Origin of the sequence: Krasilnikovia cinnamomea (assembly GCF_004217545.1) — a bacterium.
GTDB classification, from domain to species: domain Bacteria; phylum Actinomycetota; class Actinomycetes; order Mycobacteriales; family Micromonosporaceae; genus Actinoplanes; species Actinoplanes cinnamomeus.
On sequence record NZ_SHKY01000001.1, the window covers coordinates 6,503,167 to 6,521,990 of the forward strand.

Annotated in this window: 20 protein-coding genes; 12 read left to right on the top strand and 8 right to left on the bottom strand. The window is 72.7% G+C overall.

Going from position 1 to position 18,824, the window contains the following annotated elements; translation table 11 throughout:
• Positions 1–4 precede the first annotated feature (4 nt).
• The 8 genes from EV385_RS29270 to EV385_RS29305 all read left to right on the top strand — a co-directional run bounded on the left by EV385_RS29270 (position 5) and on the right by EV385_RS29305 (position 8,119).
• A complete protein-coding gene (locus EV385_RS29270; protein WP_207229995.1) occupies positions 5–958 on the top strand; it encodes an MBL fold metallo-hydrolase in 954 nt (317 codons plus the stop codon).
• A 340-nt stretch (positions 959–1,298) separates the two neighbouring features.
• Positions 1,299–2,567, top strand: a complete 1,269-nt coding sequence (locus EV385_RS29275) for a glycosyltransferase 87 family protein (protein WP_242625136.1) — start codon at positions 1,299–1,301, stop codon at positions 2,565–2,567.
• A 165-nt stretch (positions 2,568–2,732) separates the two neighbouring features.
• Positions 2,733–3,212, top strand: a complete 480-nt coding sequence (locus EV385_RS29280; protein ID WP_130512390.1) for a deaminase — start codon at positions 2,733–2,735, stop codon at positions 3,210–3,212.
• Positions 3,213–3,285: 73 nt separating this feature from the next.
• A complete protein-coding gene (locus tag EV385_RS29285; RefSeq protein ID WP_130512391.1) occupies positions 3,286–5,139 on the top strand; it encodes a Xaa-Pro dipeptidyl-peptidase in 1,854 nt (617 codons plus the stop codon).
• 95 nt (positions 5,140–5,234) lie between these two features.
• Positions 5,235–5,366 (top strand): hypothetical protein, encoded by a 132-nt coding sequence (locus EV385_RS35835; protein ID WP_278045013.1) that lies wholly within the window; start codon positions 5,235–5,237, stop codon positions 5,364–5,366.
• A 20-nt stretch (positions 5,367–5,386) separates the two neighbouring features.
• Entirely contained in the window at positions 5,387–6,181 is a 795-nt protein-coding gene (modA, locus tag EV385_RS29295) for a molybdate ABC transporter substrate-binding protein (protein WP_130512392.1), read from the top strand.
• A gap of 7 nt (positions 6,182–6,188) precedes the next feature.
• Positions 6,189–7,037, top strand: a complete 849-nt coding sequence (locus EV385_RS29300; RefSeq protein WP_130512393.1) for an ABC transporter permease — start codon at positions 6,189–6,191, stop codon at positions 7,035–7,037.
• On the top strand, positions 7,034–8,119 hold the full coding sequence (locus EV385_RS29305; RefSeq protein WP_130512394.1) for an ABC transporter ATP-binding protein: 1,086 nt from the start codon (positions 7,034–7,036) through the stop codon (positions 8,117–8,119). The genes EV385_RS29300 and EV385_RS29305 overlap by 4 nt, the downstream gene beginning before the upstream one ends.
• A 42-nt stretch (positions 8,120–8,161) precedes the next feature.
• Here the strand turns inward: EV385_RS29305 and EV385_RS29310 are convergent, their stop codons facing one another.
• Both EV385_RS29310 and EV385_RS29315 read right to left on the bottom strand, forming a co-directional pair.
• Positions 8,162–9,145, bottom strand: a complete 984-nt coding sequence (locus EV385_RS29310; protein ID WP_130512395.1) for a helix-turn-helix transcriptional regulator — start codon at positions 9,143–9,145, stop codon at positions 8,162–8,164.
• An 18-nt stretch (positions 9,146–9,163) separates the two neighbouring features.
• The gene (locus EV385_RS29315) at positions 9,164–10,168 is read right to left on the bottom strand and encodes a helix-turn-helix transcriptional regulator (RefSeq protein WP_130512396.1); all 1,005 of its coding nucleotides are present in this window, start codon (positions 10,166–10,168) and stop codon (positions 9,164–9,166) included.
• A gap of 255 nt (positions 10,169–10,423) precedes the next feature.
• Here EV385_RS29315 and EV385_RS29320 point away from each other — a divergent pair, with 255 nt between their 5' ends.
• The gene (locus EV385_RS29320) at positions 10,424–11,134 is read left to right on the top strand and encodes an STAS domain-containing protein (RefSeq protein WP_242625137.1); all 711 of its coding nucleotides are present in this window, start codon (positions 10,424–10,426) and stop codon (positions 11,132–11,134) included.
• 12 nt (positions 11,135–11,146) lie between these two features.
• Here the strand turns inward: EV385_RS29320 and EV385_RS29325 are convergent, their stop codons facing one another.
• Complete coding sequence (locus EV385_RS29325; RefSeq protein ID WP_165449647.1) at positions 11,147–12,061, bottom strand: carbonic anhydrase family protein; 915 nt, start codon at positions 12,059–12,061, stop codon at positions 11,147–11,149.
• Positions 12,062–12,558: 497 nt separating this feature from the next.
• On the opposite strand from EV385_RS29325, the gene EV385_RS29330 reads away from it, so the two are divergent.
• On the top strand, positions 12,559–13,647 hold the full coding sequence (locus EV385_RS29330; RefSeq protein WP_242625138.1) for a glycoside hydrolase family 26 protein: 1,089 nt from the start codon (positions 12,559–12,561) through the stop codon (positions 13,645–13,647).
• A 258-nt stretch (positions 13,648–13,905) separates the two neighbouring features.
• Positions 13,906–14,466 (top strand): DUF4396 domain-containing protein, encoded by a 561-nt coding sequence (locus EV385_RS29335; RefSeq protein WP_165449648.1) that lies wholly within the window; start codon positions 13,906–13,908, stop codon positions 14,464–14,466.
• 60 nt (positions 14,467–14,526) lie between these two features.
• On the opposite strand, the gene EV385_RS29340 is transcribed toward EV385_RS29335, so the two are convergent.
• From EV385_RS29340 to EV385_RS29355, 4 genes are all read right to left on the bottom strand, one after another.
• Positions 14,527–15,153 carry a DUF305 domain-containing protein gene (locus EV385_RS29340; RefSeq protein WP_423203138.1) on the bottom strand — a complete coding sequence of 209 codons (627 nt, stop codon included), beginning with the start codon at positions 15,151–15,153 and terminating at the stop codon, positions 14,527–14,529.
• Between the two features lie 108 nt (positions 15,154–15,261).
• Positions 15,262–15,732, bottom strand: coding sequence for a DUF6153 family protein (locus tag EV385_RS29345; protein ID WP_130512399.1), 471 nt, complete (start codon positions 15,730–15,732; stop codon positions 15,262–15,264).
• A 62-nt stretch (positions 15,733–15,794) separates the two neighbouring features.
• Complete coding sequence (locus EV385_RS29350) at positions 15,795–16,778, bottom strand: alkaline phosphatase family protein (protein WP_130512400.1); 984 nt, start codon at positions 16,776–16,778, stop codon at positions 15,795–15,797.
• A gap of 39 nt (positions 16,779–16,817) precedes the next feature.
• Positions 16,818–16,997 (bottom strand): hypothetical protein, encoded by a 180-nt coding sequence (locus tag EV385_RS29355; RefSeq protein WP_242625139.1) that lies wholly within the window; start codon positions 16,995–16,997, stop codon positions 16,818–16,820.
• Between the two features lie 117 nt (positions 16,998–17,114).
• Between EV385_RS29355 and EV385_RS29360 the strand changes: the two genes are divergently transcribed.
• A complete protein-coding gene (locus EV385_RS29360; RefSeq protein ID WP_130512401.1) occupies positions 17,115–17,762 on the top strand; it encodes an HNH endonuclease family protein in 648 nt (215 codons plus the stop codon).
• An 8-nt stretch (positions 17,763–17,770) separates the two neighbouring features.
• On the opposite strand, the gene EV385_RS29365 is transcribed toward EV385_RS29360, so the two are convergent.
• Positions 17,771–18,754 carry a TrmB family transcriptional regulator gene (locus tag EV385_RS29365; protein ID WP_130512402.1) on the bottom strand — a complete coding sequence of 328 codons (984 nt, stop codon included), beginning with the start codon at positions 18,752–18,754 and terminating at the stop codon, positions 17,771–17,773.
• Between the last annotated feature and the right edge of the window lie 70 nt (positions 18,755–18,824).

The following is an 18,824-nucleotide window of genomic DNA, read 5'->3' on the forward strand; positions in this document are numbered from 1 at the left end:
TTCGGTGACCGCGATTCCGTACACGGCCGGACTGCACCGCCTTGCCGGCGACACCTTCGCCTACCTGCAGCCCCCGGGCACCTGGGGGTTCAGCAACTGCGGCCTGGTCGCCGATGGTGACCAGGCGCTGCTGGTGGACACCCAGTTCGACCTGCCGCGCACCCGTGCGCTGATCGACACGATCGCGGCCGAGCTGCCCGGCCTGCGGATCGGTACGGTGGTCACCACGCACGCCAACGGTGACCACTGCTGGGGAAACCAGCTGTTCGGCGACTCGGAGATCATCGGCTCGGCGGCCACCGCGCACGGGATGGCGCACGAGGTGCCGCCGGAGGCACTGGGCGCGCTCAGCGGCCCCCACGCCCCGGACGGGCCGCTGGGCGACTACCTGCGCCGGTCCTTCGGCTGCTTCGACTTCTCCGGCATCGCGCTGACCCCGCCCACGCGGACGTTCACCGGCCGGCTGGAGGTGCGCGTCGGCGGCCGTACGGTCGAGCTGGTCGAGGTCGGTCCCGCGCACACCGACGGCGACGTCGTCGCGCACGTGCCCGATGCCGCGACGGTGTTCAGCGGCGACATCCTGTTCATCGGTGATCACCCCATCATGTGGACCGGGCCGGTCGACAACTGGCTGAAGGCGTGCGCCTGGATCGAGGCGACCGGGGCGCGGTACGTGGTGCCGGGCCATGGCCCGGTCACCGACCTGGCCGGGGTGCGGGAGTTCCGGGGCTACCTGGAGCACGTCGCCGAGCAGGCCGACCGCCGCTACGCGGCCGGGGTGCCGTACTGGCAGGCGGCGACGGACATGCCGCTGCCCGACGCCTGCCGGGGGTGGGGGCACCGGGAACGGCTGGTGATCACCGTGGCGGCGCTGTACCACCAGTTCGGTGCGCCGCAGGCCCCGATGATGGAGGTGCTGACCCACACGGCCGCCGCCGAGCGGGCGTCGGCCGGCTGAGCGCGCCGCCCACCGCCGGCTTGCCAGTTCACCGGCGCCGGACGGGCGAGTACTCACCGTTACGGGGCCGGGGGGCACCTGATCGTACCGTCAGGTCCGGATCATTCGCTGCTGATGCACTTGACCGCGAACGGCATACTCCGTCGTCGTGATCAACACTCGTGCGGGAAGCACCTCCGCCGCCTGGAAGCGGCGTGCTGCCCGGCTTTCGACCACTCTGCGTAGCTACCTCGACAGCGTTGCGTTGCGGGCGCCGTGGGGGGCGGCGACCGCGGACCGACCGGCTCTCGCCCTGCGGCCGCGGCACTGGTGGCTCGCGGGAGTTGGTGCGCTACTGGCCGTGATCCTGGCGGTCGCTTTCGTCCGGCACTACACGTTCGTCGACACCCGCATCTACCTCGGAGCGGTGCGGTCGTGGATCGCCGGCAACCCCCTGTACGCGTACGCGGCGCCGGGCTCGGGGCTCGGGTTCACCTATCCGCCGTTCGCCGCGCTGGTCATGGCGCCGTTCGCCTGGCTCCCGGCGGGCGTGATGGGCTGGGGCAGCCTACTCGTCAGCGTCGCCGCGTTGACCTTCGTCCTCGGCATCGTCCTGCGTCCGGTCGCGGACCGCTACGGCTGGAACCGCGGCCGTACGGTGGCGATCGCCCTCCCGATCGCGCTGCTCAGCGAGCCGGTACGGCAGACCCTCGGCATGGGCCAGGTCGACCTCGTGCTGTTCGCGTTGATCACGGCGGACCTGCTGGCGATCCGGCGGGCGGCCCGCGTGGCGAACGGGGGCGCCCCGGTCCGCACGCCGGCCGGGGACGGCGCCGTTCGCCGCCGCTGGAACGCCGGTACCTGGGCCGGGGTGGGCATCGGCCTGGCCGCCGCCTTCAAGCTCACGCCGGCGCTGTTCATCGTCTACCTGCTGGTCACCGGTCAACGCCGGGCCGCGCGGACGGCGATCGTCACGGCCGCCGCCGCCACCCTGGCGACGGCGTTGCTGGTGCCCCGGACGACGCTGCAGTACTTCGGCGCCACGCTGTGGCAGACCGACCGCGTCGGTCGCACCGACGTCTCCGAGAACCAGTCGCTGGCCGGCCTGCTGGCCCGGCTGACCGACACGCCGCACGCCCCCGCCCTGGCCTGGGTACTCGTCGCGCTCGCGGCGCTGGTGCTGGGGCTGGCCCGGGCGCGGCAGGCGCACGTCAACGGCGACGAACTGGCCGCCTTCACCCTGGTCGGACTCACCGCCGGCCTCATCAGCCCGGTCTCCTGGACCCATCACATGACGTTCCTGCTGCCCGCCGTGGTGATCCTGATGGACACGGCGTGGCGCCGCAGGCTGGCGGGAGCGCCGCCGAGAGTCGTGCGGCTTCGCCTGGTGGGCGCCTCGGCCGTCCTGCTGCTGACGATCGCGTCCCCGTTCTGGTTCGTGCTGCACCGGCTGCCGGCGACCTCTCACTACGCGGACGGCTGGCCCGGCGTCGTCGCGGAGAACGCCATCACGCTGCTGCTGGCGGTGCTCGTGGTCGCGCTGCCGCACCGGCTGGGGATGGACCTGACGGCACGGAACTCGCCCGCGCCGCCGCCTGCCCGGCTGGTCGACGCCCGCGATGGCGGATGACGTAGTGGCGGGCATCACGGTCCGTCTACAGCGGACTGGGGCGCGCTAGGCTCAGCGACATTCGACCGATCCCCGGTGCACGTGGCAGCGCCGCCGCCCGGGGCCGCGGACCGGCTCCGGGCCACCGACGGGACCGGAGGCCGGGCGCGCGACACGGGGGTGTCCATGAGCGGGGAACGCGATCGCGGATGGCTGATGGCGGCGATCGACCTGTCGCGGCTGTCGCCACGGTCGCAGGACCGCTACGCCGTCGGCGCGATCGTCGTCGACGACCGCACCGGTACGGCGCTCGCCGCCGGTTACACCGCCGAGACCGGGCCGCATCTGCACGCGGAGGAGGTCGCTCTGGCCAAGCTGCCCCGCCGGTACGACGGCGACCTGGGCGGGGCCACGATGTACACCTCGCTGGAGCCCTGCACGACGCGGCGATCCCGGCCGGACTCGTGCGCGGGCCTGATCCTCGCGGCCGGCCTCGGACGCGTCGTGCTCGCCCTGCGCGAACCGCCCGTCTTCGCCGCCTGCCAGGGCATCCGCACCCTGCGCAGGGCGGGTGTCGACGTCGTCGAGCTCGGCGACCTGGGGCACCTGGTCCGGGAGATCAACGCGCACGTCCTCGGCGGCATCGGCGAACCGGCCGTCGTCTGACCGGGCACCCGGACATCGATGCAAGGCGATATGGTCGGACGGCAATGATCCCGAGCGCCGGAGGCGTCCTGCGATGCGATCCGTCCGTGGTCTGCCCTTGCGTGCTCTGGTGCGTGCCTGCCTGGCCAGCGGTATCGTCCTGCTCCTGCTGACCCCGGCCGCGGCGGCCCGGGCCTCGGGCACGGGCACGGAGCCCGTGTACGACTACGGCCAGGCCGTCCGCGAACAGGTGTGGGTGCAGACCCCGGTGGACAGCGACGGCGACGGCCGTCCCGACCGGGTGGCGGTGCGGATCATCCGGCCGCGCACCGACGGCCGGAAGGTGCCGGTGATCTTCCAGGCCAGCCCGTACTACGCGGGGCTCAACGACGTACCGAATCACGACGACATCGACCGCGACGGCACGAGCGCGCACTTCGGCGCCGCCACCGGCAGCGCACGCGCGGCCGAGACCATCGTGTTCTCCGGCTACCTCGACAACTACTTCGTGCCCCGTGGTTACGCGGTGGTCTTCGCCGACAGCCTCGGCACCGGCGGCTCGGAGGGCTGCCCGACCACGGGTGGCCGCAACGAGACCCAGGGCATGAAGGCGGTCGTCGACTGGCTCAACGGCCGCGCGCCGGGCTTCGACGCCGCCGGTGCGCCGGTGCGCGCCGACTGGTCGACCGGGCGTACGGGAATGATCGGGGTGTCCTACAACGGCACCTTGCCGAACGCGGTCGCGGCGACCGGGGTCCGGGGCCTGGAGACGATCGTGCCGATCGCGGCCATCTCCAGCTGGTACGACTACTACCGCTCCGGGGGCGGGGTGGTGGCGCCCGGCGGCTTCCAGGGCGAGGACACCGACGTGCTGGCCAGGGCCGTTCTCACCCGCGCCGGTCCGGAGGCGTGCGCCGACGTGATGGCGTCGCTGGAACGCGACCAGGACCGGGTCACCGGCGACTACAACAGCTTCTGGGCGGAGCGGGACTACCTGCGCGACGTCGACAAGGTCCGCGCCAGCGTGCTGCTCGTGCACGGCCTGCACGACGACAACGTGCGCACCGGGCAGGCCGGGCAGTGGTGGGACGCGCTGGCGCGGCGCCACGTGCCGCGCAAGATCTGGCTGCACCAGGCCGCGCACGCCGACCCGTTCAACGTCCGCCGCGAACAGTGGCTCAGCACCCTGCACCGCTGGTTCGACCAGTGGCTGTACGGGATGGACACCGGCATCATGCGGGAGCCGATGGCGGACGTGGAGGTCGCGCCCACGGTCTGGCGCACCGCCGCCACCTGGCCGGTGCCCGGCAGCCGGGACACGCCGATGTTCCTGGGGGAGTCCGGCCTGCGGCCGCGGCCGTCCGGGGCGGGCGTGCGGCAGTCGTTCGTCGACGATCCCGCCCAGACCGCGGAGGAACTCGCCGACGACGAGACGGGCACCGATCCGCACCGCCTGGCGTACCTGTCCGAGCCGTTGACCCGGGAGACCCGGCTGTCCGGGACGCCGAGCGTGACGCTGCGCGCCGACCTGGACGGCGACTCGCCGTACGTGACCGCGCTGCTGGTCGACTACGGTCCCGCGGACCGCTACGCCGGGATGCGGGCCCTGAGCGTGCAGGACTGCGTCGGCCCCGGCATCCCGGGCGATCCCGGCTGCTTCAACCGCCGCGAGTACGTGACGGCGCGGACCCCGTCGGAGATCGTCACGCGGGGCTGGCTCGACGCGCGGAACCGGTACTCGATCGCGCGCAGTGCGCCGGTGCGGCCCGGCAAGGCGTACACGTTGCGGTGGCCGCTGCAGACGACCGACCACGTCTTCGCGCCGGGGCACCGGATCGGGTTGGTGCTGATCTCCACCGATCGCGACCACACCCTGCGCTACCCGGCCGGCACCGAGGTGGGCGTGCGCCTGGGCGTTTCCCGGCTGGTGCTGCCGCTGGTGCGCTGACGCCCGCCCGGGTTCACCGGGGAGAGGCAGTTGCGCGGCGATAGCGCGGCAGGGATGCGGCACCCGCACGGCGGACGGGCTGTTCGGTCCCGCAGATGCGTACCGCTAGGGTCGCTGATGAGCCGGGAAGTGTCGGCTCGGTCGCGGTCGCGGTGATCAAGTCGACGACGGTGGTGGTGGAGCGGTCCGCCCCGGCCGTGGCACCCGAGGCGAGGCCGGGCGGGTGAACGCGGCGAAGGGAGTGCGGGTGGGTACACGTTTCGTTCGGACCGCGCTGGCCGGGTTGACCGCGGTGGCGCTGGCCGGGCTGGTCGGCTGCGGCGGCACCGACACCGGCGGTAGGGCCGGGGCCAGCGGCACGGGGGTGACCGGGACCGTGACGGTCTTCGCGGCGGCGTCGCTGACCGAGTCGTTCACCCGGCTCGGCAAGGACTTCGAGCGCGCGCACCCCGGCGCGACGGTGCGGTTCAACTTCGCCGGGAGCTCCGCGCTGGCCACGCAGATCAACCAGGGCGCACCGGCCGACGTGTTCGCCTCGGCCTCGCCGGCCACCATGAAGACGGTCACCGACGCCGGCAACGGCGCCGGCAATCCGCGCACGTTCGTGCGCAACCAGCTCGTCATCGCGGTGCCCAAGGGCAACCCGAAGGGCGTCACCGGCCTGTCCGACCTGGCCAGGCCGGAGCTCAAGGTGGCACAGTGCGCCCCCGAGGTGCCCTGCGGCGCCGCCGCGCAGAAGGTCCTCGCCACGGCGCACGCGAGCGTCACACCGGTCACCCTGGAGCAGGACGTGAGAGCCGCCCTGTCGAAGGTGAAGCTGGGCGAGGTGGACGCCGCGCTGGTGTACCGCACCGACGCCAAGGCCGCCTCCGCCGACGTCGACGGCGTGGAATTCCCCGAGTCGGCCAGCGCGATCAACGATTATCCGATCATTGTGCTGAAGAGCGCCCCGAACTCCGCCGGCGCCCGGGCGTTCGCCGCCGCCGTGCTGTCCGAGCAGGGCAGGTCGGTGCTCACGGCCGCCGGTTTCCAAGCCCCGTAGAAGGATCATGGTCCGTACCGACGATCGGGACGCGGCGGCCCCGCCACCGGCCGGGCCGCCGCGTCGCCGTCGCACCCAGCGCGTACCGGTGCCGCTGCTGCTGCCCGCCGTGGCCGGGCTGGCGTTCCTCGTGCTGCCGCTCGCCGGGCTGGTCATCCGCGCGCCGTGGGGCGCCCTGGGGCAGCGGCTCACCGAACCGGGCGCGCTGACCGCGCTGCGGCTGTCGTTGCAGACCGCCAGCGTCGCCACGGTGGTGTGCCTCGCGCTCGGGGTGCCCCTGGCCTGGCTGCTGGCGCGCGTCGAGTTCCCCGGCCGGCGGGTCGTGCGGGCCCTGGTCACCGTCCCGCTCGTGCTGCCCCCGGTGGTCGGCGGCGTCGCGTTGCTGCTGGTGTTCGGCCGCCGGGGGCTGATCGGCGCCTGGCTGGACACCACGTTCGGGATCACGTTGCCGTTCACCACCGTCGGCGTGGTCGTCGCCGAGGCGTTCGTGGCGATGCCGTTCCTGGTCATCGCCGTGGAGGGGGCGCTGCGCGGCGCGGACACCCGGTTCGAGGAGGCCGCCGCCACGCTCGGCGCCGGCCGGTGGACCACCTTCACCCACGTCACCCTGCCCCTGGTCGCGCCGGGCATCGCCGCCGGTGCGGTGCTCTGCTGGGCCCGCGCGCTCGGTGAGTTCGGCGCCACCATCACGTTCGCCGGCAACTACCCCGGCATCACCCAGACCATGCCGCTGGCCGTCTACCAGACCATGGAGGGCGGTGACCTGTCCGGGGCGGTGGTGCTCAGCCTGATCCTGCTCACCGTGTCGGTCACGATCCTGGCGGCGCTGCGCGACAAGTGGATCACCAGCGGATGACGTCCACCCCGGTCCTGGACGCACACCTGCTCGTCGACCTCGGCGGTTTCCGTCTCGACGTACCCGTCCGCGTCGGCGCCGGGGAGGTGGTCGCGCTGCTCGGCCCGAACGGCGCCGGCAAGACCACCGCCCTGCGCGCCCTGGCCGGGCTCCAGCCGCTGACCGGCGGGCACGTCACGCTCGCCGGGCGCGACCTCGACCGCCCCGGTGGTCGACTGTGGACACCCACCGAGCGGCGGCCGATCGGTGTGGTGTTCCAGGACTATCTGCTCTTTCCGCACCTGAGCGCGTTGGACAACGTCGCATTCGGGCCCCGCCGGCACGGCGCCGACCGGCGCACCGCCCGCCGGCGGGCCGCCGACTGGCTGCACCGGGTGGGCCTGGCCGAACACACCCGCCGCAAACCCCGGCAGCTGTCCGGCGGGCAGGCCCAGCGCGTCGCCCTCGCCCGCGCCCTCGCCGTCGACCCCGTCCTGCTGCTGCTCGACGAGCCGCTGGCCGCGCTGGACGCCCGTACCCGCCTGGACACCCGCGCCGAACTGCACCGGCACCTCGCCGCGCACCCCGGCGCCACCCTGCTGGTCACTCACGACCCGCTCGACGCGCTGGTCCTGGCCGACCGGCTGATCATCATCGAACAGGGGCGCATCGTGCAGGAGGGCGACGCGGCGAGCATCACCGGGCAGCCGCGCACCGACTACGTCGCCCGCCTCGTCGGGCTCAACCTCTACCGCGGCACCGCGGCGGGACACACGGTGCAACTGGGCTCCGGCTTCGCCCTGACCGCCGCCGACGCGCTGCACGGCGACGTGTTCGTCGCGTTCCCGCCCGCGGCGGTCGCGCTGCACCCCCGCCAGCCCGGCGGCAGCCCCCGCAACACCTGGCCTGCCACGATCACCGGCCTGCAACGCCACGGCGACAACCTGCGGGTGCAGCTCACCGGCCCGATCGCGGCGGCCGCCGACATCACTCCGGCGGCCGCCGCCGACCTGCACCTCGCCCCCGGCCAGCAGGTGTGGGCCGCCGTCAAGGCCGCCGAAACGCGCGCCTACCCCGCCGACGCCCCGCCCGCCGCTAGCTGATCCGAGGTGTGAGCACGGGAAGCTGCCGCGCCGCGAGACGCGTCAGCGGCGCAGCGTGTGGTTGGGCGCCCGCCCGTACGCGCGGCGGTAGGACGTGGTGAAGCGGCGAGCATCGGCGTAGCCCCAGCGGGCGGCGACCCCGGCGACGGTGGTGCCGTCGCCGGGGAGGGCGTCGCGCAGCTGCTGATGGGCGCGGTCCAGCCGCACGGAGCGCAGGTACCCGAGGGGGGTGGTGCCCAGGTGGCGGCGGAAGGCGAGCTGGACGGCCCGGACGGTGACCCGGGCGGCGCGGGCGATGTCGACGCTGCTGATGTCGAGGTCGGCGTTGGCGTCGACGTACGCGATGGCGCGCGCCAAGGTCGCCTCGGTGGCGTCGGTCCGGTCGTGGTGGCGCGGCTCCGGCATGCAGGAGTTCGGGAACGTGGTGAGCAGCGTCGCGGCCAGCAGCCGCGTGAACGGCCCGACCAGCAGCGGATGGGTGATGAACGCGGGGGCGTCCAGCAGCGTGTTCGTCACGTAGTCGACGACGTGCACCCAGCGCCGGGTGTCCGCCGGGTGGATCGGGCGCATGGCGGTGAAGCTCAGCGCCGGCGGGGGGCCGTCGGGGTGGTTACGGGCGGCGTCGCTGACCGCCCCCGGTGGAAGGGAGACGACCGACTCCAGGACGCTCTCCTGCCGTACGTGGTACGGGCGGTCCGTGTGGGCGTGCAGGCCGAGGTCGCCCGGCCCGAACTGCTCGTCCAGGTCGAGGTCGGTGCGCATCCCGCGGTGGACCCGGCCGACCACGACCGCCGCGACCGGCCCGCAGCGGTATTCGGTGGCCGCCCGGTGCTCCAGGGTGTCGAGATGGAACGCTCCGCCGCCGAGCCGCACGTGGCGGAACTGGTAGGTGCGCCGGTCGCCGTTGATGGTCATGGTCGCGTCGTACGCGGAGGTGAGGTACGACTGGGCGCGGTCCGGGTCGGTCGTCGCGAACTCCACGGCGATCCGGTCGGGCTGTCCGGCGGTCGTTTCCGGGGGAGGCACGCTCCCACCTCCTCGGGCTCATGAGCGCAGGGTCTGCGCGGGCGGCTGGTCGTAGGCCTGGCGGTAGGCGGTGGCGAAGCGGTGGGGGCGGGCGAAGCCCCAGCGGGCCGCGACCGCGGCGACGGTGGTGCCGTCGCCCGGTTCGGCGGCCAGCAACTGTTCGTGCGCGCGGGCCAGCCGGACCTGACGCAGGTAGCCGAGGGGGGTGATGTCGCGGTGCCGGCGAAAGGCGTACTGCAGCGTGCGGGGGACCACGCCCACGGCGGCGGCGATGTCGGTCAGCGTGATCGGGTGTTCGGCCCGGGCGTCGATGAAGGCCATCGCCCGCCGCACCGTCGCCGGGGTGGCCGCGTCGCGCGGGCCGCGCACGTCGGTGGTCATGGTGGTGTTCGGGAACGTGGCCAGCATGCTCGCCGCGACCATCTGCTCCGCGGCGCTCAGCAGCAACGGCGGGGCCAGGGCCAGGCTGTAGATGCCGCGCCGGACGTAGTCGGCGGTGGTCAGCCAGTGCCGGTGCGCGGTCGGCGTGACGGGTAGCAGCCCGGTGAACCGGACGGCCGCCCGGTCGAGTCCGGTGGCCTCCTCGGCCACCCGCAGCACGACCTCCATGGGCAGCGTGACGCCGCTGCTGTCGCTGCAGTCGCTGAAGTGGTCGTAGCCGTACGGCGGGAGCAGCATCGTGCCGCGCTCACCCAGCCACGCCTCGCCGCCCCGCCAACGGTGCCGGCACCGGCCCGCCGACAGGTGCACGGCGAGGATGTGCGCCATCGGCTGCCAGGTCGTCTCCGCGCTCGCCGCCGTGTAGCTGCTGCGGACGGCGGCCAGCTCGCCCAGCGCGCAGTACTCGGCGAGGAAGGAGAAGTCGCGCCCGTGGACCCGTACCCGACGCTCGTGGTCGTGGTAGCGGGAGCTGATCCAGGCATGGTGCTCGTCGGGACTGCGGGTGAAGATCCGGCCGACGTGCGCGGGTGAGGCGAGGCCGCCGGCAGACCGCTCGCCGCGCCGTCCGTCCTCGTCCCGCATGGCTGCTCCACCGGATCGATGCCAGCTCGGCGGCGTCGCAGCCGCCTCGCCCGACACCGCCCACAGTGGCATGTGACGCCAGAATGCGAAAGGCCACCACCCTCCAGAACGAACAGTCGCCGCCGCCGACCCGGTCGCGCCGGGGGACGAACGGTCGAACCACGGGACGAAACCCGAAACCGTCGCGCATGGCGCGACGTGGCACGGCCGCGCGACGATGCCGGCATGGCGCCGGTGGGGTGCATGGTCGAACAGATGGGCACCAGGGTCCTGGTGCGCCTGCACGGCGAGCTGTCCGCGGCGAACGCCGTGCGGGTGCGGGCCGAGCTGTTGAAGTTCGCTGTGGACCGGCCGGACGCGCTGGTGGTCGACGTGACCGAGCTGGTCGTGCGCGATCCGCGCGCGGCGTCGGTGTTCCGGGCGGTGGCCTGGCAGGCCGCGACGTGGCCGGGCACACCCCTGCTGATCTGCACCCCGGACGCGGAGACGGCGCGGCGGCTCACCCATGGCTGCCGCCGCCTCCTGCCGGTCTTCGCCTCCCCCGAGCAGGCCCTGACCGCCCGGCCCCCACGCCGGGTGACCGTGCTGCACGACACGCTGCTGCCGGTGAGCGGTGCCGCCCGACGCGCCCGCGAGCTGGCCACCGCGGCGTGTGCCCGCTGGCAGTTGCCCGCCCTGGTCGGCCCGGCCTGCCTGATCGCGGACGAGCTGGCGACCAACGCGTTGATCCATGCCCGCACGATGGCCGACATCCGCTTCGCGGTGGGTTCGCACCACCTGATGATCAGTGTGCGCGACGGTTCTGCCGCGCGCCCCTTGGTGGCGCGCGAGCAACCGCCGGGTTCCGTTGCCGGTCTGGGGCTGCTGCTGGTCGACGCGACCGCGGACCGGTGGGGCTGCCTGCCCGTCGACGGAGGCAAGGTCGTCTGGGCATGCCTGCGCACCCGGACCCTGCCCCCGGGCTGACCGGGGCCGGCGTCAGCCGTCGCTGCGGAGCACCGTACGGCTGCCCAGCGGCTGGAGCGGGCGGTTGTTGTCCGGGTAGCCGGCGTAGCCGGGGAAGTGGGCCACCAGGTCGTGCAGTTGCTCGACGGTACGGTCACCGACCTGGACCGCGGTGGGCAGGACCACCCAGCGCACGCCCGTCGTGCACGGCGGTGTGGTCAACGACCCCCCGTACGTGAGGTAGTCGCTCACCCGGGCGCTCGAGTAGCCGCCGCGCCGGACGTCGCGGGGCAGCAGGGTGACGGCGCTCGCCGTGGTCCCGGTGTCGGCCTCCTCGCCCGCCTCGCCGGGCGCCGCGCGCAGGGTGCGGCGCAGGAGCTCGGCGGCGCCGCCGTGCGCCCGTCCCGATCGGGGCGTGTCCGCGAGCACGGCCAGCACGAGCGTCGCCCCCTGGTTGTCCCGGTGCACCAGGTGGATCTCCAGGTCGTACCGGTGGCCGCGCAGCACGTGCTCACTGGGGGCGTGCACGTGCCACTGCACCAGGCGGTAGGTGTCCGGGCCGGAGCGCAGGGTGCCGGGCAGGTCCGCCGGCTGCGGCGCCTCGACCACGTGGCCGGTGTTCTCGACCACGAGCGGCACCCGGGGGTAGTCGATCCGCAGCATGGGCAGCGGCGTGCGGCTGCCGTGGCCGAGCGCGACCGGCGACTGGTCGCCCGCGCCGCCGCACGCCTCCCAGTCGGGAGTCAATGTGGACCAGTGCGGCGGGCCCTCGGGCCGGGCCGGGTCGTGGTTCCAGGCCGGGGCGCCGGCCGCCTGGGCGCGGGCCGCGCCGACCGGGACCGGCGCGGCGGGCCGCGGGACAGTCGCCGCGAGCGCCAGCACGGTCAGGACCGCGGACCAGGCGATCAGTACGGCGCGGCCGAACCGCGTGAGTGATTGTCGGTGCACTGCTGCCCCCAAGTGTCCGGTGCTTCGGTTCGGCGGCCGCTCCATCACCGGGCGGCCGTACCCGCTACCACTGGACCGAGTCTGTGCCACGGCACGCGCCGCCCGGCCCACCGTCGTCGCGATCTACGCCATCCGGGGCGGTCCTCCGCCCCGGCGCATCGACGGACATGTCTCGCATTGCACCATGGTGCCGACCTGATCGGCCACGTGTGACCGCCCGTTGGGAGCGCGCGGCAACCCGACAGTCAGGAAGCATTCCGGTCGGTCCCTTCGCCGTCGGCAACGTCGAACGAGTTCGCATTCTCCGCCAAAGACCCCGGACAGACCCGTATCGCCGTTCGGTGGGGGCTCTATCGTCCGGCCGTGGTCCGGGGCGAGACGAAAGTATGAGTCGCAACCGTTAGGAAACCTTCCTGGACCCGGGTGTGCTCCCCCCGGCCCCGAATCTTCTTCATGTGACCGGCCGACGTGGGCCGGACCAAACGGAGGAGATTCGCTTGAGCCGCAAGGTTCGCAAGGCCGTCACCCTGCTCGGCGCGATGCTGGCCGGCACCACCGCCGTGATCGGCGCCGCCGGAGCCGCGCACGCCGCCCCGGCGAAGGCGGGTAAGACGACCAAGCCCACCGCGCAGCGCTGCGTCACCGACGCCAAGCTCGTCCCCTCGTGTGGGGTGCTGTGGGGCGCCGCCGCGGGTGGGTTCACCAGCGCGCCGCGTGATGCGGAGCTGAAGAAGTGGGAGCAGCTGTCCGGTCGTACCGCGTCGATCTTCCACACCTACCACAAGGGTGACGAGGTCTTCCCGACCAAGAGCGAGATCGCCATGACCTCGGATCCGGCCAAGCCGCGGGTGCTGCTGGTCAACTGGAAGGTCGCCTACGGCTCCACCTGGGCCAAGGTCGCCAAGGGCGAGCAGGACGCCCGGATCGACAAGTTCGCCCAGCGGGTGAAGAGCACCTACGGCGACAAGAAGTTCTTCCTGGTGCTCAACCACGAGCCGGAGAACGACGTCATCGCCCGCAAGGGTTCCGGGATGGAGGCCAAGGACTTCAAGGCCATGTACCGGCACACCATCGCGCGCCTGGAAGCGCAGGGTGTGGACAACGCGATCAACGTGATGGCCTACATGGGTAACGAGAAGTGGATGGCGCAGTCCTGGTGGAACGACCTGTACCCCGGCGACGACGTGGTGGACTGGATCGGCCTGGACTCGTACGTGTCCGCGGAGAAGGGCTACTACCACTACGGCCAGTTCGCCGACCTGCTCGACCGTAAGGCCAAGGGCGGTAAGGGTCAGGGTGGTCTGGGCTGGTACGACTGGGCGGTCAAGAACCACCCGTCGAAGCCGATCATGATCGCGGAGTGGGGTGTGTACCACCGCATCGGCCAGCCGGTCGACAAGACCGCCGGCTACAACAGCGTGTTGCCGGAGCTGGCCAAGCGGCCCGGGATCAAGGCGATCGTGTACTTCGACACCAAGCACGACGACGAGGGCAACCGCGACATCAGCATCGACTCCACCAAGAAGAACCTGGCCGCGTTCCGGACGCTGGCCGCGAACCCCATCTTCAACGTGAAGATCGCCTGACCCAGGAGCACACAGCAACCCCACGAGCCGCCCGGCACCAGCCGGGCGGCTCGTGCCGTGATGTCAGCGCTGGCGGGTAACCAGCCCGCCCCGCCAGCATCAGCGACATGGGCACCGGCGGGCTGTAGACCAGCGTCCGCAGCCGCACCGAGCGGATCAAGCCGATGTCCCAGACGAGCAGCGCGACGGCGGCCGCCGCCAGCGGCCCTTGCGCTTATACCCCCAGGGGGTATGCTGAGCGGCGAGGGAGGTCCTGACATGGATCACAGCGGTCACGTCCAGCACGCCACGGCGGCTCCCGCCGCGGGTTCCGTCGCGTCTTCGGCCGGGCACACCGGCCACCAGCACCACAACCAGGAGCAGCCGGGCCGGGCGAAGGTCACCTGGGGAATGGCGGCGTCGGCCACGCTGCACTGCCTGACCGGCTGTGCGATCGGCGAGGTGCTGGGCATGGTGATCGGCACCGCCGCCGGTCTGCACAACGCCGCCACCGTGGTGCTCTCGATCACGCTGGCGTTCCTGTTCGGCTACGGGCTGACCATGCGCGGGGTGCTCCGCGCCGGGGTCAGCTTCGGCGCCGCGCTGAAGATCGCGCTGGCGGCGGACACCGTGTCGATCGCGGTGATGGAACTACTCGACAACGCGGTCATCGTCGCGGTGCCCGGCGCGATGGACGCCGGGCTGACCAGCGCCCTGTTCTGGGGATCGCTGGCGTTCGCACTGGTGGTGGCGTTCCTGCTGACCACCCCGGTGAACCGGTGGATGATCTCCCGCGGCAAGGGCCACGCGGTGGTGCACCGGTACCACCACGCCCACTGATCCACGCACCGGCGACCCGTTGGCGGCCGATACCCAGGCAGGGTACCGGCCGCCAGCCGGTCACATGTTCTTCAGCAGGTCCTGCATCGTGGCGATCTCGGCCTGCTGATCAGTGACGATCTTCGCCGCCAGCGCCTTGGCGTCGGGGTTGGATCCCTGCGCCTGCTCCTGCTGCGCCATCGTGATCGCGCCCTGATGGTGGCCGATCATCATGGTCAGGAACTGCTTGTCGAACGCGGCCCCGGAAGCCGCTTCCAACGCCTTCATATCCTGCTGGGACATCATCCCGGCCATGGGGCCGTGACTGATCCCCGGCATGGCCATGCCGCCGCTCATGCCCGGCATCGGAGTCGGCTGACCCCACGAGACCAGCCACCCGTTCATGAGATCGATCTCCGGCTGCTGCGCCGCCTTGATCTTCTCCGCGAGTGCCTTGACCTCGCTGCTGGCCGCCCGGGTCGGCGCCAGCTCGGCCATCTCGATGGCCTGCTGGTGGTGCGGGATCATCATGTGGGCGAACGTCACGTCCGCGGTGTTGAACACCGCGCCCGGCGACGCGGACGCCGTGGTGGCGCCCATACCGTGCCCCATCCCGGACCCCGGCGACGACGCGTGGTCGCCGCCGCAACCAGCCAGCACGACCGTGATGGTCAAAGCTGCACCGGCGATCAGCGCACGGCGCAGCACAACAGAACGTGTCAACACAACAAGAAGCCCTTTCGGTATCGGCGAACCTGCACAACCAGACCTCGTGCCACGACCACCCACCTGCGGGCAGCCGCGACCCGCACGGGCCTATACGCGCAGCACCGATCCCGCGGCAAGAACCAACCCCAGACGCAGCGGCGGACCCCGGGGCACCCGCGGCGGCGTCCGCGGCGTACCCGACGGCGCACGATCCGGGCGGGATCGCGCCAGCAGCAGCCCCGCCAGCAGTCCGAGCGCGGCGAACCCGGTCAGCACGGCCAGGCACACATCCCACCCGGACATGCCGCCGTCACCGTGGCCGGACCCGGACGGGTCGGCCCCGTGTGGGCACCCGGGGCAGCCGTCCACCACGCTGGCGGACACCTCCATCACCGCCGGCCCGGCAGCGGTCACCGCTGCGACGGTGACCACTGGCCCGGCCGGCCGGTGGTCGGTGTGGGCCTCCATGTGCAGACCGGCGTGACCCAACGTGTGCATCGCGGCCAGGCCGAACAGCGTGCACGCCAGCAACATCCACCGCGCCAACCGCCCGGTGACCGCACTCCGGCCTGCTCCCACATCACCCACGCTACCGGGCCAGCTCACGGACCTCCGTGCGGATGGCGGACTGTACGAGTGACTCAGAGGCGGAACGCGGTCGTCATCGCGGGGGCGGTGCGCGCGCATCCCAGCGGTGGCAGCCCCAGAATGTCCTCGATCGTGCGCAGGGTGGAGCAGTGCGTGTACGGCTGGTCCGCCGTGACGTGCCGGGTGGACGGTGCGATGACCAGCGTCGGGATGTGGTTGTTTGTCTTGGTTCCCTCGTCCCAGGTGATGATCACGGCGAGTCGTCCGGCCCGGTAGTCCGGCCCAGCGAGGATCTGGGAGACCCAGTCGCGCAGCCAGCGGTCCCCGTTGGCGGTGCGCTGCTGCGGGCAGGCGTCGGCGCCGTGCATGTCGTGGCAGGCGTCCGGACTGACCAGGCCGAACGCCGGCAGCGTGCCCGCGGCGACATCGTCGTGCAGCGCGCCCGAACTCGGATCGCCCAGCGGCAGCACCCAGCGGGCACAGTCGGCCCGGTCGTCGACGTAGTAGGTGGCCGGGACGTGCCGGACCAGGTAACGGCCCTCGGCCGCGTTCTGCAGGACACACCGGCCCGGCGACGATTCGGCGTAGTTGCGCCATTCGCGTCCGCTGGCGGCGACCTGGTGGAAGAGGTTGTCGCCGGTGATCGGATGGGCGCGCGGGGCCCGGTCGTCGCACACGTCGTGCGTGCTGCCGCTGGTCAGCAGCAGGTACGCGGCCAGCGACGGGCATTCCGGCGGGTAGCCCGCGTCCACCTGGCGGGCCAGGCCGTAGGTGGCGGCGAGATCGTTGAGGTACGGCGCGTCCCCGTCGCCGATGATGGCGTCGTACTCGTGGTTCTCCTCCATGATCAGCAGCACCTTGCTGTACTGGCGGGGCACACCGTCCGGGCGGGGCAGCGGCGGCGCGGAGGTCGGCGGCATCGGGGCCGGGGCCGCCCGGGTGCAGCCGGCGAGCGTCAGCACCAGCGTCGCCAGCAGCACCGCCGCCCATCGCCGGCCGGCCTGACCACGGGAGTTCACCTGTGCGTTTTGTCCCATGCTCTCTGAACGAGGGTGGCCGCGTGCCGAGGCGGCCGGTCATCCAGCGTGCGGTCTAACCGTGACGTCGAAGATCGGGTCCGCCGCCAGCCGCCGGAACGCGGCCAGGCCGGACTCGGAGCTGTCCACGCTGATGTCCCGGTCACCGAACGCGTCGTTCTCGGTGTCGAAGTAGACGATCGCTTTGATCGCCGGCCGCCTGCGCAGCTCCGGCAGCACGCTCGCCGGAAGCTCACGCGCTTTTCACCGGCGGCCGGGAGCGCTGGACGCCGTTTCTCGTTCATATTTGACACATCACCGCTACGGTGCCCGTCTCACCGTCGATGGGAGTCGGCAATGGGCCGCACACCTCGCTGGACCATCCCCCTCGCCACCCTCACCACGCTGACCCTCGCGGTCACGATCGGCGCCGCGACCGCCGCCGACGCCACCCCGTCCGGGATCCCCTCCACCTCGACCGCGCAGGCCCAACTGGACGCGCTGACCGTGGCCCCGCAGGGCTCGACCAGCGGCTACTCGCGCGACCTGTTCCCGCACTGGATAACCATCAGCGGCAGCTGCAACACCCGGGAGACCGTGCTGCAGCGCGACGGCACCTCGGTGGTCACCGACGCGTCCTGCGCCGCGGTCTCCGGCTCCTGGTACTCACCGTTCGACGGCGCCACCTGGTACGCCGCCTCCGATGTGGACATCGACCACCTCGTCCCGCTGGCCGAGGCCTGGCGCTCCGGCGCGAACACCTGGACCACCAGCCGGCGCCAGGCGTTCGCCAACGACCTCACCCGCCCCCAGCTGATCGCCGTCACCGACGACGTCAACCAGGCCAAGGGAGACCAGGACCCCGCCACGTGGCAGCCGTCCGTGTACTCCTACCGGTGCACCTACGCCAAGATGTGGATCGCGGTGAAGTACCACTGGAGCCTCACCGCGCAGGCGAGTGAGGCCGGCGCCCTGCAAACCATGCTCGACACCTGCACCACCTGACCGACGCGTCACGGGCCGTCGGGCGGAATCCAGCCCAGATGGGCGGCCCGTACGCCGGCCTGGAAGCGGGTCTCGGCGTCCAGCCGGACCAGCAGCCGGCGTAGCCGCCGCTGAAAGGTGCGGTAGCTCAGGCCCAGTTGACGGGCGATCGCCTCGTCCGGCAGGCCCGTGGTGAGCAGCGTCAGCAGCCGCCGCTCGTCGCGGGTCGGACCGGCGGCACCGGTACCGGCGTCCGTCGTGGACCCCAGCGGCAGCGCCCGGTCCCACAGCGACTCGAACAGCGCACCGAGCGCCTCCAGCAGCGCCGAGGGATGCACCACGACGATGCTCTCGATGGAGGACGGCGCCGCCTGCAGGGGGATCAGGCCCACCCGGTCGTCGGCGAGGATCAGCTTGGTCGGCGTGGCGGCCAGGACCCGGGCCAGCTCGCCGCGCGCGGTGCTCTGCTCCAGGTCGGTGCGCAGATCGTGGAACTCCACGAGTCCGCGCGGGTCGTAGATCACCCGGTAGCGGACGCCCCGGGCCAGCATGTCCAGCTCGACGGGGTTGCGGTTGCCCGAGGGTGCCGCGTAGGGCGGCTTGTCGATGGCCCGGATCTCGTGCCGGGCGGCGCGCTGGACCTGTTCGAACCGTTCCAGCACCGCCATCCGCCCGGTGACCACCTCGACCAGCGACGCCGGGTCGTCGCCCGCGTGGGCGCGGCGGTGCCGCGCGGCCATCTGGTGTGCGTGCAGGCGGGCACGCTGCAGTTGTTCCTCCTGGCGCAGGATGAGCGCCTCCAGTGCCACGTCGGGGGCCGCCGCGGTGTGCCGTTCCGGGTGGCCGGCGCCGCGGCCGACCAGCCCGGCCTCCTCGAGGTGATCCAGAGCCACGCGGACCAGCTCCGCCGCCAGGCGGGTTCTGCGCGCGAGTTCCGGCACGGTCGCGGGCCCGTCCATCAGGGCCGCGTACACGGCCTCGTCGTCGGGTCCGAGTCCGGCTACGGAGAACATCTGGCTCATCGTCGCCCGCAAACCCGCCCTCGGGCTGGCGTCATCGCGTCAGGGGCGAGTTCTCGCCAGG